We start from the raw sequence: 13,589 nt of genomic DNA, 5'->3' as shown, positions 1-13,589 counted from the left end.
GAGGACGGTGCCCGTCCTCCCGGTTCTCGCGTGCTCAGGCGGAGGTGGACTCGCGCACCGGCGGCGGCCCGGAGTCCTGCAGGAACGGTGCGCGCAGCCAGGGGAAGGCCGCCGCGCCCAGCGCCGAGGCGGCCAGCGCCACCACGGCGAGCAGCGCGAAGCTGCCGCCGCCGAACACCTGGTAGGCGGCCGTCGCCACGAGCGGACCCGCGACCCAGCCGAGGTCGGAGATCAGCCCGAACCAGCCGAACGCCCATCCCTGACGTCCCTCCCCGAGCCGTCCGATGACCGCCCGCATGTTGACGTAGACCAGTGGCTGCACCGCCATGAGCCCGATGAAGGCCGCGGTGAACACCCCGTACGCGCCGGTCAGCCAGGCCACCGCCAGGGCCGCCGCCTGCACGGCGAAGACCGCCGCGGCCAGGGGGAAGCGGCGCGACAGGTGCATGACCCGGCCGCCCACCCAGGAGAAGGCGGCGAAGACGGCCAGCCCGGCGAAGAAGCTGAGCGAGACCGCCCGCTCCCCCGCCCCGAGCGGCCCGGTGCCGTGCAGCGGGAACAGCGGCTCCAGCGCCGCGTACACCGCGTTGTTGGCCAGATCGAGCAGGCCGAGCACGACGACGAGCGGGATCAGCGGCAGCCGGGAGAGCCGCTCGGCGGGCGCGCGCGGCGCATCGCCGCTCGGCTGGCGCTGTGCGGGCCGTCCGGTACGACGGAACGCCAGCGCCACCAGCACGGTGGCCAGCACCGTCAGCACCGCGCCGCCCGCGAACGCGGACCGGAAGTCGATCACCCCGGACAGCGCCGCGATGAGGCCGGGCCCCACGGTCATCCCGGCCACCGCCGCCGTCCCGAACCAGCCCAGCGTGCGGTCGGAGCCGTGCCCCGACTCGGTGCCGAGCTGCGCGGTGAGCCGGTAGAGGGCCGGCATGGCCAGCCCTTCCCCGATCCCCCACACGAACCGGCAGACCACCACCTGGCCGGAGGTGGTGGCCATGGCCAGCGCCCCGGTGGCCGCGGCGGTGACGGCCAGGCCGGCGATCGCGATGGTCCTGCCGCCGATCCGGTCCACGAGCCAGCCGCCGAGCGGCTGGCAGAGCGCCTTGGTCGCGGCGAACCCGGCGAAGGCCACGCCGATGAGCACCGCGCTCATCTGGAAGACCGTGTTGAGCGTCGGGACGAACGGGATCAGGACGGTGTACGCCACGTTCGCCACGCCGACGGCGCCGAGCAGCGCGACCAGCCGTAACCGCACGCCGGCCCGGCCGCTCATCCGGGTCTGCCCAAGAAGTCGCTGATGCGGCGGTGCATCTCGGCCAGCCGTCCGGCGTAGGCGGGCCTGCGGGCGAGCAGGTAGACCGGGCTCCACAGATCGACCGGGTGGAAGCCGAGGCGCTGCTTGAACTCCAGGTTGCCGCGCCCGAAGTCCACCCACCGGCAACCGCGCTCGGCGGCCGCCGCGATCGCCTCATAAATCAGGAAATAGTACGGGAAATGGGTCTTGAGCAGCGCGTAGTCGATCCCGGCCGCCCACAGCACCAGGCAGCCGTCCCGCTCGAAGGACAGCAGCCCGGCGGCCGGCCGCCCGTCGAGATCGGCGCTGAGCAGCCGCGTACCGGGCACCTCCAGCAGCGCCCGCAGCGCCGCCTCGCTGTAGAGCGGCGGGGTGCCGTGCCGCTCGGCGGACTGGCGGGTGAGCCGGGCGAACGCGGGCAGCACGTGGCCGGCCTCGGTGCGGTCCCTGTCGTGGTAGGTCAGCCCGGCCTGCGCGCCGCGCCGGTGGTAGCGCCGCAGCCGGCCCCGGTGGGAGGTGGCCAGCCCGTCGAGGTAGCCGTCCATGCCGTCCGCCAGCCGGACGCGGCAGGTGGCGTCGAGCCGGACGAGCGCGTCGGGCCGTGGCAGGGACTCCAGTGCCGGGCCGGGCTCCAGGTTGGTGACGACCAGCGCCTCCGCGTCCCACTCACCGGCGATCCCCAGGGCTCGCGCCACCGTCCCCGACGCGTCGGGGACCTGGTTGAGGGGGTTGGCGACGGCGTACACGGTGGACAGGTACGCCACCGGGCCCTCCCACACGGGCGGCAGGTCCGCGTCGCCCTCGTACCCGCGCCACAGCGGCGAGTCCGTCACGAGCTGCAGCGTGACCGGCACGTCGCCGGCCCGCAGCCGGACGTGGGCGGCGGTCGCCTCCATCCCGCCGGCCAGCCAGGCGTCCTGCCAGCGCCCGGTGGCGAAGATCCGGCCGCAGTCGGTGCCGGGGTCCGCGAGCGTGGTCACGCCGGTCTCCCTTCCTGCAGCGGGCAGCGGTCCACGAGCGGGACGTTGGCGTCCGGCAGCACGTACTGCTTCCACTCCCGCATCTCCGTGTCGCCATAGGCCAGCTCGACCAGCTGGGGATGCGGCGGGACGTCGTCCCAGCGGCCCACCCGCTCGTAGATGCGCTGCCGGATGCGCTCCCCGCCCGGGTCGTCGCGGTTGGTGCCGAAGAACACCCTTCTGGGCTGGAAGCACATGAGGAAGTGGTCGCCCATGCGGCGGCTGTGCCGCTGCCGGTAGGCGGGGATGCAGGGGAAGACGAACATGGGGTCGCCGGCGAAGCAGAACTCCCACTCCGGATGGTCGGGGTCGTTGGGGATGTGCGCGGGCCACGGCTCCGGGTCCTGCTCGCGCAACCGGCGCAGGATCTCCCAGAACCGCCGCTCGTGGGCGGCGAAGTCGCGCTCGCCGGTGTCCGGGAAGAAGGCGATGAGCAGGTGGCGGCGGCGCGGGTGCGCGCGGGAGAGCGCGATGAAGTCGGTCAGGGTCGGGGGCAGCACGCCGAGGTCCTGCTCGCCGGCCACCCAGGTGTAGCGGATGTGGCCCTGGGCCTCGGCGGTGGTGCCGAAGGTGCAGGGGAAGTCCGGGTCGCTGATCACGGCCCGGTAGTCCTCGTACGCCTCCCTCACCCAGTCCTGGCAGGCACCACGCGTCAGGTCCTCCCTGGTGAGCAGGCGGGATGTTCTGGCCATGGGGGCTCCTCCAGATGCGCCGGCGATGCACATTGTTTGCGTGCGTCAAGCACATATACCGCGCAGGGCGGCTCCCTAACATGGGGCCACTCAGCGGAAGAGGTCGCGGTGGTCGTGGGCCCACTGGCGGAAGGTGCGAGGCGGCCGATCGGCTGGGGGCCGGTCAGGCGGTAGGTATGGCGCTCGGCAGGCCGGACTGCTCGATCAGGCGTTCCATACCGGCGTGCATCCTGAAGATGGGGTCGTCGCGTTCCTCGTCGCCGCCCACGCCGGTCGACGACAGGTAGACCAGGCGGCGGGTGTGGCGGGCGATCGTCTCCACGACGGCGGGCGCTCCTTCGGTGGTGAGGAACGGCCAGATCAGAAAGACCGTGTGGATGCCGGACAACGCGCCGGGCAGGTCCTCCAAGGTGCCGGTCACGGCATCGGCGCCGGCGGGTACGCGGGCCGCCACCACCGGCCCGACCAGCCTGGTCGCCAGGGTGCTCTGCACCGACGCGCACGACGCGTACCGGTACCTCACCGAAGGCGTCGCCGCCCTGCCCGCCATCACCCACGTGGAGACGACCCCGGTCGTCGAGACCCGCAAACGGCTCGGCCGGCTCCTGCGCTGACGGGCGATTCCCCGTGTCGTTAGACTCGCACGGTGAGCCTGGAGCGAGCGGTCAACCTGTACGGCGCCTCCGCGCTGGTGGCCGAGGACGCCGTCCGGCGCGCCTGGCAGAGCGCGTTGCCCGGTAAGTCCGAGTCGCTGGGGGCGGGGCTGGTCGCGCTGGCCACGTTCGGAGACCTGTTCGTCGACGAGCTGAGCAGGGCGTTGTTCCTCACCCACTCGGGCACCACCCGGCTGGTCAACCGCCTGGAAGAGGCGGGCTGGGCGACCCGCCGCGCGGGCGACGACGACGCCGACCGGCGCCGCGTCCTCGTCTCGCTCACGCCGGAGGGCCGGAAGGTGGTCGGCGACGTGCTGACCGCCCGGCAGGAGGCGCTCGCCGCGCTGCTCGCCCCGCTCAGCGAGACCCAGCGCGAGCAGCTGTCCGGCATCCTGGAGACGATCCTGCGCGGTCACGGCGGCGACGGGCGCAGCCTGCACACCACGTGCCGGCGGTGCGATCACCAGGTGTGCGTGCCGTGCCCGACGCTCGAGGCCCACCGGGCGGCCACCGCCACGGAGACCTGACGCGCTCAGGCCGCGACCATCGGGGTGGTCTGCGCCAGCGCGATCCGCCAGTCGCCGTCCTCCTTGACCAGTGCGAACGTCAGCGCCCCCTTCCGCCCGTCGTTGACGTGCTTGACCAGGTGGGCCAGCGCCACGTCGGGCCGCAGGAAGGTCACGCCGAGCAGCTCGTTCTCGGTCAGCACGTCCTTCAGCGGCGTGCTCAGCGCCTTGGACATCACCTCCTTGACCTGGTCACGCCCGCGCAGCCGGACGCCGGCGAAGTTGACCAGCGCCACCTCCTCGGTCAGCAGCCCGGTGAACCCTGCCACGTCGCTCTGCAGTTCCTCGGCGTCGCGGACGACCCGCTCGATGGCCTCGATGTCGGCGTTCATGATGCTCCTCCTCTGCTAGCGGAGCGATTCGCTCCGCTCTGCACGTTACTGCGGAGCGAATCGCTCCGCAACTGCTAGGATCCGTGACGATGAGCACGCGAAAAGACCGCGCGGAACGCAACGACCACGCCTTGCTGCAGGCCGCCCGCGACGTGCTGGCGGAGGACGGCGCCCACGCGTCCGTCGCCGCCATCGCGGCCAGGGCGGGCGTCGGCGTCGGCAGCCTCTACCGCCGCTACCAGACCAAGGAGGAGCTGTTCCAGCGGCTCAGCCTGCTTTCCCTCGATCACTGGAACGAGGCGGCCGAGCAGGGCCTGGCCGATCCCGACCCGTGGGCGGGTCTGACGGGGTTCGTCCGCAGCTGCATCGAGTTCGGGCAGGGCTCGCTCGCGCCCGTCGCCGGCACCATCGAGGTGACCGAGGAGATGAGCGCGAAGTCCCGTCGCGGCGACGAGCTCCTCGACGAGCTGGTACGCCGCGCGCACGCGTCCGGCGACCTGCGCGCCGACGTGACCGCGATCGACATCTCCCTGCTCATCGAGCAGCTCGGCCGCTCCCCCGTGGTCGATCAGCTGCGCAAGCAGGGCAGGGACGACCTGCTGCCCGCCGCCGCCGAGGCCCGCCGGCGGCTGATCGCGATAGCGCTCGACGGCCTGCGGCCAGGCCACGACCCGCTGCCCGGGTCACCTCCGGGCGATGAGCTGTTCACCGGCCGCTGGTCGGTGCAGGAGTAGCCAGGAGGCGGGCACGAGCGCGAGCCCTGTCATGGCGAGCACGGCCGGGACGAGCCTGCCCGCGTCGAGCAGCGGCGTCACCAGCGCGGCGCCGAGGGGCGGCGTGGCCTGCATGAGCGTACGCAGCCAGGCGAACCCGCGCCCCCGCCACTCGGCGGGGATGCGGGCCATCCGCACGGTCTGCGCCCACACCGTCATGGGCGCGCTGAACATCCCGATCACCAGGAACCCGGCGGCGACCCCTTCGAGGTGCGGCGCGGCCAGCACGGCGAGGAAACCCATGGCCGCGACGGCCTGGACCAGCCCGATCGCCCGCAGCGGCCGGGAGCCGGGCGATCGGGCACCCGCCGCCGCCGCGCCCACCAGCTCACCGGCCGACAAGGCGGCGAGCAGGAACCCCAGCGCCTGCGGCCCGCCGGGCAGCTGTGTCTTCGCCAGCCACGGCCCGACGACCATCAGCATGCCGAGGGCGACGTTGAAGGCCATGAACGCCACGGTCGTGACCACCAGCACCCGATCGCGCAGCAGCCCGGCCGGCCGCGTGCTCCCCGCCTTGGACGGCGCGGGCGCGAGCCGGCGGCGTACGAGGAGCGCGCAGGCGGCGAGCGCCCCGTACGACACCGCGTCGAAGGCCAGGACGGCCTCGGCCCCCACCCCGGCGATCAGCAGGCCGCCGAGCGCCGGGCCGATCATGCCCGCCAGGCTGAAGCTCAGGGACTCCAGCGCGTTGGCCGCGTCACGGTCCTCCTCACGGACCAGATCAGGGATGGCTGCGGGGAACGCGGCCAGCGGCACCATCTTGAACAGCCCGTAGACCGCGGCCACCACATACGGCAGCGCCTCAGGCACCTCGCCCACCACCGCCATGACGGGCACGGCCGCCATCGCGGCTCCCCTGATCACGCTGTCGGCGGCGAGGACGTGCCGCTTGTCGAACCGGTCGAGCACCGGCCCGGCCAGCAGGCCGCCGACGAAGACGGGCAGGGTGTGGCACACGGCCAGCAGCCCCAGCCTGGCAGTGCCGCCGGGCTGGGCGAGCACCAGCCAGGCCAGCGCGACGAACGTCATCCCGTCGCCCACCAGCGACACCGACGAACCGAACCAGAGCAACCGGAAATCGCGGCCCGACAGCGGGCGCCGGTAGTGAGTGACGATCGACATGCGATCAAGGCTGGCGACGAGCGCCGCGATGCGCTGGCGGCCATCGGCCGCCGTCGCCTGCTCGCCGTCCGATGCCCGCCAGCCCGGCCACGCGGCCCATGGCACCCTGGGAGGGGTGATGGGTGAGGACGCCGTCTACGCGGCGATGGAGAGCAGGGACCCGCGCTTCGACGGCTGGGTCTTCGTCGCCGTCACGACCACCCGCATCTACTGCCGCCCCAGCTGCCCGGCGGCCATGCCCAGACGCGAGCATCTGCGGCTGTTCCCGACGGCCGCGTCCGCGCAGGTCAACGGCTTTCGTGCGTGCAAGCGCTGCCTGCCGGACGCCGCCCCCGGCTCCCCCGAGTGGAATCTGCGCGCCGACCTGGTGGGCAGGGCGATGCGGCTGATCGAGGACGGCGTCGTGGACAGGGAGGGGGTCGCCGGTCTGGCGGCCCGGCTCGGATACAGCCCGCGGCAGGTGCACCGCCAGCTCTTCGCCGAGGTGGGGGCGTCGCCGCAGGCGCTGGCGCGGGCGCAGCGGGCCCAGACGGCCCGCGTCCTGCTGGAGTCGACCGGCCTGCCGGTGGGCGACGTCGTGTTCGCCTCGGGGTTCGGCAGCGTGCGGCAGTTCAACGACACCATCAGGCAGCTGTACGGCACCACGCCGACGGCGTTGCGCGCCAGGGCCGGATCGAGCACGCCCGGCGTGATCGCGCTGCGCCTGCCGTACCGGCCGCCGATGGACGTGGCCTTCATGCTGGCGGCGCTGGGCGCGGAGGCGGTGCCCGGCATGTCCGCGTACGTGGACGGCGTCTACCGGCGCTCGCTGGTCCTGCCGTACGGCACCGGCGTCGTCACATTGTCGGATGCACCCGCGCACGTGGCCTGCGAACTGCGCCTGGACGACCTGCGCGACCTCCAGGCCGCCGTGGGCCGCTGCCGCCGCCTGCTCGACCTGGACGCCGACCAGCAGGCCATCGACCACCGGCTGGGCCCCCTGGCCGCCGCCGCTCCGGGGCGTCGCGTCCCCGGCACGGTGGACGCCGCCGAACTGCTCGCCCGCGAGTTGCTCGGCCCCGAGCGCCTGGCGGAGCTGGTCGCCCGGTACGGCAAGCCGCTCGCCGCACCCGCCGGCGGCGTGACCCGTACCTTTCCCCGCGCCGAAGTGCTGGCGGAGCTGGGCATCGAGACCGACCCCGAGCAGGCGGCCGGGCTACCCGAGCGCGCGGCCGCCGTGATCAGGATGCGTGCCCTGCGCGATCCGGACGTCGTCCTCCCGGGCGTCTCGGGCGCGGACCGGTGGCGTCCGTGGCGCTCGTACGCGATGCAGCACCTAGAGGGCGCGCAGGTCGTCGAAGGTCTGGACGAGGTGCGCGTCCAGGCTTTGTGACGGGTCGTCGATCCAGGCCTGGAGCGCCTCGTGAAAGGCGGCCCAGCCGGCGCGGGCAGCCAGGATGGCCGGCCGTTCGGGGACGCCGCGTTTCCGCAGCGCCTCCGCCATGGCCTCGGCCATCGACGCGCCCTTGGCGAGGTCGCGCTCGCGCAGCGCCGGCGTCGCGGCGATGATCTGGAGCCGCGGCTCGGCGAAGGGCCGGGTGCTCTCGGGGATGTGCCGGGCCTCGCGGAAGGCGTGTTTCAGCACGTCGAGGGGGCCGAGGCCGCCGGGCGCCGCGGCCATCGCCTCGACCACGGCCGTGCGCAGGTCGGCCTCGCCGTCGAAGAGCACCTCGCGCTTGTCGGGGAAGTGGCGGAAGAACGTGCGTTCGTTGACGCCGGCCCTGGCGGCGATCTCGGCGGTGGTCGTCCCGTCGTACCCGCGCTCCAGGTACAGCTCCAGAGCCGCCTCCCGGAGGCGGCGGCGCGCTTCTGCTCCGCTACGTGGCACGCAGGAAGAATACCTCATATGTCAGCCACTGACCTCACTTGACGCCAGTCACTGACACTACGTATGGTCAGTCACTGGCACTAAGAAACGCCAGTCACTGACATCATCGGGAGAGTGTCATGCATGTCTTCGTCACCGGCGGCACCGGCCAGACCGGCCCCGCCGTCGTCGCCGAGCTCGTCGCCGCCGGTCACACCGTGACCGGCCTGGCCCGCTCCGACACCACGGCCGCCCTGCTGAGGTCGCTGGGCGCCGAGCCGGTCCGCGGCTCCCTGGACGACCTCGACGTCCTGCGCGCCGGCGCCGAGGCCGCCGACGGGGTCCTGCACATGGCGTACGGCGGTGACTTCTCCGACCCCGACGCCATGAAGCGGCGCGACGTCACCGCGATCGAGACGCTCGGCCGGCCGCTGGAGCACTCCGGCAGGCCGCTCATCATGACCTCGGGCACGCTGGTCATGCCCGAGGGGCGGGAGTTCACCGAGAAGGACGAGCCCGACCCCGACGGGCTCGCCTCCTTCCGCATCGCCGGCGAGCGGGCGTGTCTCGACTTCGCCGCGCGAGGGGTGCGGGCGATCGCGATGCGGCTCGCTCCCACCGTCCACGGGCCCAAGGACCACGGGTTCATCCCCATGCTGATCGCCACCGCGCGGGAGAAGGGCGTCTCGGCGTACGTGGGAGACGGCGCGAACCGGTGGCCCGCGGTGCACCGGCTCGACGCGGCGGTGCTGTTCCGGCTGGCACTGGAGCAGGCGCCCGCGGGCAGCGTGCTGCACGGTGTGGCCGAGACGGGCGTCACGTTCAGGGACATCGCCGAGGTCATCGGCCGCCGCCTGGGCGTCCCGGCGGTCTCGCTCACCCCGGAGGAGGCCGCCACCCACTACGTCACCCCGTTCATGGCCAAGGTGTACGCCTTCGACGGCCCCGCCTCCAGCCGCCTCACCCAGGAGCTGCTCGGCTGGTCCCCCGTCCGCCCGGCCCTGCTCGACGACCTGGAGCACGGCGACTACCTGGCCTCCGCCTCAGCGGTGTGACCGCCGCCTGACGGGTCCTGGCGCGAGGCGGCGGACGAGTTCCGAGGTGGTCGGTACGGCTGGCCCTACCCCTAGGGGAAGGGCTGGCCGTCCTGCGGTTGGGGGGTCGCCGGGGTGGGGCGGAACCACCCCGATTCCTAGCGTGGAGGCTGTTCCTTCCCCCCCTGCGGCTCCCGCTTCGAAAGGGCAGGCCGATGCCCGAGGTCCTCGAACCCGTCCGTCCCGCGGTGCGGCGCCTGCACCGCCCGCTCCTGCTGATGGTCGCCTCCATGACGCTGCTGCTGGCCGTCTCGGCCGTCGGCATGGTGACCGACGACCGCGTCCTGCTCGGCGCGTCCGTCTGGGCCAAACCCCTCAAGTTCGCCGTGTCGTTCATCGTGTACGGCCTCACCCTCGCCTGGCTGCTGAGCCTGCCGCACAAGGCGGGCCGCTGGACCTGGTGGATGGCGACGCTGCTGGCCGTCACCGGCATGGTGGACGTCGGCGTCGTCGTGGTGCAGGCGGCGCGCGGCACGTTCAGCCACTTCAACCAGGCGGACGACCCGTTCACCGACGGCATCATGCTGGTCTTCGGCATCGGCGTGCAGCTGCTCATGCTCGCGAACTTCGTCCTCGCCGGGCTGCTGATCTTCCAGCGGGTCGGCGACCGGGTGCTCGCCTGGGCGATCCGCGCGGGCCTGGCCTTCGTGATCGCCGGGATCGGCCTCGGGTTCTGGATCCCGGCGAGGTCCGCCGAGGTGTGGACGGCCATCGACGCGGCCGGCCACGCGGTCCCCCTGGCCTCCCAGCACAACGTGGGCGTCCCGGACGGCGGCCCCGGGCTGCCGCTCACCGGCTGGAGCACGGTCGGCGGCGACCTGCGCATCCCGCACTTCGTCGGCCTGCACGGGCTGCAGGTCATGCTGGCCGTGGCGCTGGTGCTCGGGCTGCCGGCCGGCCGGGTCGCCCGGCTGCGTGCCGAGCGGACCCGGGTGGGCCTGACGCTCGTGGCCGCCGCGGCGTACGCGGGGCTGATCGTCCTGGTGACGTGGCAGGCCGTACGCGGTCAGCCGCTGATCCACCCCGACGGCCGGACGCTGGGCGCGCTGGCCCTGCTGGTGGCCGCCACGGCGGCGGCCGGCTGGGCGGTCGTCGCGGCGGGCGGTCGCCGCCTCAGTTGAGCCAGCTCGCCACCTGCGAGGCGACCGAGGAATGCCAGCCGAGCGTCAGGTGGTTGGCGGTGGCGACGAGCGCGGTGCCGGCCACGTTGCCGATGCCGGTCCTGGACAGCGCGCTGGTGGTGAACACGACGCCGTCGCTGGGCCCGCGGTTCTCGTTGTAGATGCCGACGACCGTGGGCGACCCGCCGGCCAGCAGGTACGTCGCCACCGACGACGGCACCCCCGCCTGCTGGATGCGCGAGATCAGCGACCCGGCGTCGATCGCCGCCTGGATGCCCGGCCCCGCGGTGAAGAAGCCCTGACCGCCGTAGTAGGTGGTGTACCAGTCCTGCTGGGTCTGGTCGATCCCGTACGTGCCGTCGAAGCGGGCCAGCATCTGCCGCTGCCCCGGGTAGGCGTCGTACCCGCCGGTCGGCACGAACGAGAACTCGGGACGGTAGGCGTAGACGCCGTAGCAGGTCATGTGGGTGTGCGGCGCGGGCGAGTTGACCTGGCCGCCGCACTCGGGCCAGATCGACAGGTCGTGCGCCCAGCCGTGCGCGAACGGGTAGTCGTAGCCGGCGTTGGGGCCGCCGATCGTGACGAGCTTGCGGACGTCGCCTGCGTACGAGCGGCCCCAGCCCGGCTTGACGGACGAGACGTACATGCGCGTGGACATCATGCCCTTGCTCCACCCCACCAGGTCCACGGACGAGACGCCGAGCCTGTCCTTGATGACCGCGATGGCGTCGCCGACCTGCTGGGCCTGCATGAAGTTGTCGCCCTCCTTGTGGGCGAACCCGATCGCGAACACCCGGTGACCCGCGTCGACCAGGCGCTGCATCAGCCCGGTACGCGGACAGGTGATGGCCCCGCAACCGAAGCCGCCCGACTCGCCGGGGTTGGCCCAGGCCCTGTCGGGGTTGTCGTTGGCGCCGTGCACCAGCAGCACCGGCGTGCTCTTCGGGTTGGTGTTCCAGCCGGGCGCGTAGTAGAGCAGGAACCGGCCGGAGAAGGGCCGCCTGACGCCGCCGAAGAAGGTCAGCCGCTGACCGTCCTGGTCGCCGCGGCCGTCCGGCGGGTAGCTCTCCTGGGTGAAGCCGGAGGTGGTGTCGAGGTAGCGCTCCACCCTCGACCAGCCGTTCGCGACGCTGGTGTAGGTGGCCTCCAGGGTCAGGTACGACGGGGTCGCCGCCTGGGCGGGCACCGGCACCAGCAGCGCGGTGAGCAGCACCGCGACCGTCCAGAGGTAACGCATCGAATCTCCTGTCCGCAGGGCACCGGCGACGCCCGCCATCGTCGCCGGATCCCGGCGGCCGTTCCAGCGCCGCCCGCCACACTTTCGCCGCCCCGCACGTGTGCGCCCGGCACACCGGCGTCAGAACCGGTAGCGCAGCACCCTGACGCCTTGCCGCGACAGCGCGGTGCTGCGGGCGGTGAGCCGGGTCAGCGCGCGCAGGGGCTGCGGGAAGCTCGCCGTCTCCGGGGCGCGGGTGAGGATCTGCTCCTCCTCCAGTGCGAGGCCGGCGCCCCAGGACTCCGGCTCGCGCGGGTCGTCGAAGCCCTGGGCGGCGCGGATGCCGAGCGCCCTGATGGTCGGGTGGTACTTCATGGCCTAGGCCGCGAAGCGGGTGTAGCCGTTGAGCGCGAGCTCGCCCGAGGGCAGGTGGCCGGTCAGCGCGCGGGCCATGGCCTGGAAGGTGTCGCCGGGCATGAAGGGCAGCAGCCCCTCGGCGACGATCATCGCGGGCCGGTCGGCGGGGATCTCCTGCAGCCAGTCGGAGCCGGTGAGGTCGGCTCCCACGAGGTGGGAGCGGCCGGGCAGGCAGGCGTCGCGCAGCTTCACCACCTCGGGGAAGTCGACGTCGTACCAGTCGACGCCGGGCGGCGGGTCGCAGCGGTGCACCCTGGGGTCGAGCCCGCAGCCCAGGTCGAGCACCACGCAGCCGGGATGGGCGGCGACGTACGCGCGGACCGCGTCGTCGAGCCTCCTGGTGCGCAGGGCCGTGGTGACGACCAGGCTGGGCTTGATCTTCAGTTTGGCGAAGTCGTAGTCGATGCCGGCGGCCAGCTCGGCCGACAGCGTGTCGCCCAGGATGGGGGCGGGCCGCCCGGCGTCCAGGGCCTTGGCATGAAGGGTGAGCAGCAGCGTTTCCTGGATCAGCCCGAGTCGGGGGTGCATGGTGGTTCCTCAGCGGCGTAGGGGATGGCGGGTGGCGAGGTCCTGCAGCCAGGTCAGCGAGTCGTGAGCGGCCTTGATCCGCTCGGCGCGCCGCTCGTCGCCGCCCGCGATGGCGAGCCCCTCGTCGGCGATCTCGCCGAACGCGCTCAGGCTCTCCAGCTTGCGCTGGATGACCTTCTGCCAGGCGTCGTCCTCGATGCGGTGGTAGGCGGTGCGATCGCCCGGCCTGCGGACCTTCTTGACCAGGCCGATGGCCGTGAGGAAGCGCATGTTGGAGGTGAGCGAGGCCCGGCTGGCCTGGATGACGTCCGCGATCTGACCGGCGGACTGCTCGGCCGGGTCGCAGATCATCAGCCAGCCGAGGATGCGCCCGGTGATGGGCGGCAGCCCCCACTCCTCGACGCAGAACGCCGCCACCCGCTCGACCCAGCGCAGCGTGCGGTTCCGCTCTTCCTCAGTGGTCATCGTCCGTGTCCTTCTGTGGTGATCGTCGGCCGGTTCACTGTGCCATGGCGGCCACCGGCTCGTAGACGCCGGCGCGGCACTCCGGGACGGCCCTGCGGGTAGGGCAGGGCGCTGCGCACCGGGTGCCGAGGCTGTTGAAGGTCACGTGCTCCATGGCTCATCCCCCTTTGTTGCTAGTTATTTCAATCATGACTGAAATGACTAGCAATCTCAAGCGGAGAACCGGTTGGCCCGATATGTGCGAGAGAGAGGAGGGGAGATCGTTCCCCTTCCGGCGGCGCGCGGCGTCCCCGGCCCGGCGCGACCTGCGACGTGCGCGGCCAGGCTCGTACGGTGGTGGGGCTCTGGCTCATCGGCCAGGCCCTGCCCCTGCTCCGGCTGGCCCGCAGGTACGACGCGCCGAGTCAGGTGTGGCTCTGGCCGCCGGCCCGCGGCTTCGGTCACGGGGACC

Annotated in this window: 17 protein-coding genes; 6 read left to right on the top strand and 11 right to left on the bottom strand. The window is 72.9% G+C overall.

Annotated elements, in window-relative coordinates:
• Positions 1–34: 34 nt before the first annotated feature.
• The 4 genes from AB0K28_RS26525 to AB0K28_RS26510 form a co-directional block, all read right to left on the bottom strand.
• On the bottom strand, positions 35–1,273 hold the full coding sequence (locus AB0K28_RS26525; RefSeq protein ID WP_364375059.1) for an MFS transporter: 1,239 nt from the start codon (positions 1,271–1,273) through the stop codon (positions 35–37).
• Positions 1,270–2,274 carry a GNAT family N-acetyltransferase gene (locus AB0K28_RS26520; protein ID WP_364375057.1) on the bottom strand — a complete coding sequence of 335 codons (1,005 nt, stop codon included), beginning with the start codon at positions 2,272–2,274 and terminating at the stop codon, positions 1,270–1,272. Before AB0K28_RS26520 ends, AB0K28_RS26525 begins: the two co-directional genes overlap by 4 nt.
• Positions 2,271–3,005, bottom strand: a complete 735-nt coding sequence (locus tag AB0K28_RS26515) for a YqcI/YcgG family protein (RefSeq protein ID WP_364375055.1) — start codon at positions 3,003–3,005, stop codon at positions 2,271–2,273. Before AB0K28_RS26515 ends, AB0K28_RS26520 begins: the two co-directional genes overlap by 4 nt.
• Before the next feature lie 163 nt (positions 3,006–3,168).
• The gene (locus tag AB0K28_RS26510; protein ID WP_364375053.1) at positions 3,169–3,498 is read right to left on the bottom strand and encodes a hypothetical protein; all 330 of its coding nucleotides are present in this window, start codon (positions 3,496–3,498) and stop codon (positions 3,169–3,171) included.
• On the opposite strand from AB0K28_RS26510, the gene AB0K28_RS26505 reads away from it, so the two are divergent.
• Complete coding sequence (locus AB0K28_RS26505; RefSeq protein WP_364375051.1) at positions 3,488–3,619, top strand: hypothetical protein; 132 nt, start codon at positions 3,488–3,490, stop codon at positions 3,617–3,619. The two genes, AB0K28_RS26510 and AB0K28_RS26505, sit on opposite strands and share 11 nt — an antisense overlap.
• 32 nt (positions 3,620–3,651) lie before the next feature.
• Positions 3,652–4,185 (top strand): MarR family transcriptional regulator, encoded by a 534-nt coding sequence (locus AB0K28_RS26500; RefSeq protein ID WP_364375049.1) that lies wholly within the window; start codon positions 3,652–3,654, stop codon positions 4,183–4,185.
• Between the two features lie 5 nt (positions 4,186–4,190).
• Here AB0K28_RS26500 and AB0K28_RS26495 read toward each other — a convergent pair whose 3' ends face one another.
• The gene (locus tag AB0K28_RS26495) at positions 4,191–4,556 is read right to left on the bottom strand and encodes an SgcJ/EcaC family oxidoreductase (protein WP_345406382.1); all 366 of its coding nucleotides are present in this window, start codon (positions 4,554–4,556) and stop codon (positions 4,191–4,193) included.
• A gap of 89 nt (positions 4,557–4,645) precedes the next feature.
• On the opposite strand from AB0K28_RS26495, the gene AB0K28_RS26490 reads away from it, so the two are divergent.
• Positions 4,646–5,290, top strand: a complete 645-nt coding sequence (locus tag AB0K28_RS26490; RefSeq protein ID WP_364375046.1) for a TetR/AcrR family transcriptional regulator — start codon at positions 4,646–4,648, stop codon at positions 5,288–5,290.
• Here the strand turns inward: AB0K28_RS26490 and AB0K28_RS26485 are convergent.
• Positions 5,240–6,451, bottom strand: a complete 1,212-nt coding sequence (locus tag AB0K28_RS26485; protein ID WP_364375043.1) for an MFS transporter — start codon at positions 6,449–6,451, stop codon at positions 5,240–5,242. The two genes, AB0K28_RS26490 and AB0K28_RS26485, sit on opposite strands and share 51 nt — an antisense overlap.
• Between AB0K28_RS26485 and AB0K28_RS26480 the strand changes: the two genes are divergently transcribed.
• On the top strand, positions 6,450–7,823 hold the full coding sequence (locus AB0K28_RS26480) for a DNA-3-methyladenine glycosylase 2 family protein (RefSeq protein WP_364375040.1): 1,374 nt from the start codon (positions 6,450–6,452) through the stop codon (positions 7,821–7,823). The two genes, AB0K28_RS26485 and AB0K28_RS26480, sit on opposite strands and share 2 nt — an antisense overlap.
• Here the strand turns inward: AB0K28_RS26480 and AB0K28_RS26475 are convergent.
• The gene (locus AB0K28_RS26475; protein ID WP_364375037.1) at positions 7,767–8,318 is read right to left on the bottom strand and encodes a helix-turn-helix domain-containing protein; all 552 of its coding nucleotides are present in this window, start codon (positions 8,316–8,318) and stop codon (positions 7,767–7,769) included. The two genes, AB0K28_RS26480 and AB0K28_RS26475, sit on opposite strands and share 57 nt — an antisense overlap.
• Positions 8,319–8,437: 119 nt before the next feature.
• Here AB0K28_RS26475 and AB0K28_RS26470 point away from each other — a divergent pair, with 119 nt between their 5' ends.
• Positions 8,438–9,352, top strand: coding sequence for an SDR family oxidoreductase (locus AB0K28_RS26470; RefSeq protein ID WP_364375034.1), 915 nt, complete (start codon positions 8,438–8,440; stop codon positions 9,350–9,352).
• Positions 9,353–9,546: 194 nt separating this feature from the next.
• On the top strand, positions 9,547–10,512 hold the full coding sequence (locus AB0K28_RS26465) for a hypothetical protein (RefSeq protein WP_364375031.1): 966 nt from the start codon (positions 9,547–9,549) through the stop codon (positions 10,510–10,512).
• Here AB0K28_RS26465 and AB0K28_RS26460 read toward each other — a convergent pair.
• The 4 genes from AB0K28_RS26460 to AB0K28_RS26445 form a co-directional block, all read right to left on the bottom strand.
• Positions 10,505–11,749, bottom strand: a complete 1,245-nt coding sequence (locus AB0K28_RS26460; RefSeq protein ID WP_364375028.1) for a hypothetical protein — start codon at positions 11,747–11,749, stop codon at positions 10,505–10,507. The genes AB0K28_RS26465 and AB0K28_RS26460 overlap by 8 nt on opposite strands.
• 120 nt (positions 11,750–11,869) lie before the next feature.
• Positions 11,870–12,103: a hypothetical protein gene (locus tag AB0K28_RS26455; RefSeq protein WP_364375025.1), complete on the bottom strand. Its 234-nt coding sequence runs from the start codon at positions 12,101–12,103 to the stop codon at positions 11,870–11,872.
• A gap of 3 nt (positions 12,104–12,106) precedes the next feature.
• Entirely contained in the window at positions 12,107–12,673 is a 567-nt protein-coding gene (locus AB0K28_RS26450; RefSeq protein ID WP_364375022.1) for a class I SAM-dependent methyltransferase, read from the bottom strand.
• A gap of 9 nt (positions 12,674–12,682) precedes the next feature.
• Positions 12,683–13,138, bottom strand: a complete 456-nt coding sequence (locus AB0K28_RS26445) for a transcriptional regulator (protein ID WP_364375019.1) — start codon at positions 13,136–13,138, stop codon at positions 12,683–12,685.
• Between the last annotated feature and the right edge of the window lie 451 nt (positions 13,139–13,589).

The sequence above is a fragment of the Nonomuraea sp. NPDC049504 genome (assembly GCF_040676845.1).
Classification (GTDB): Bacteria; Actinomycetota; Actinomycetes; order Streptosporangiales; family Streptosporangiaceae; genus Nonomuraea; species Nonomuraea salmonea.
Note: the sequence above shows the minus strand (reverse complement) of the source record. Positions and strands in the feature narration are given on the sequence as shown.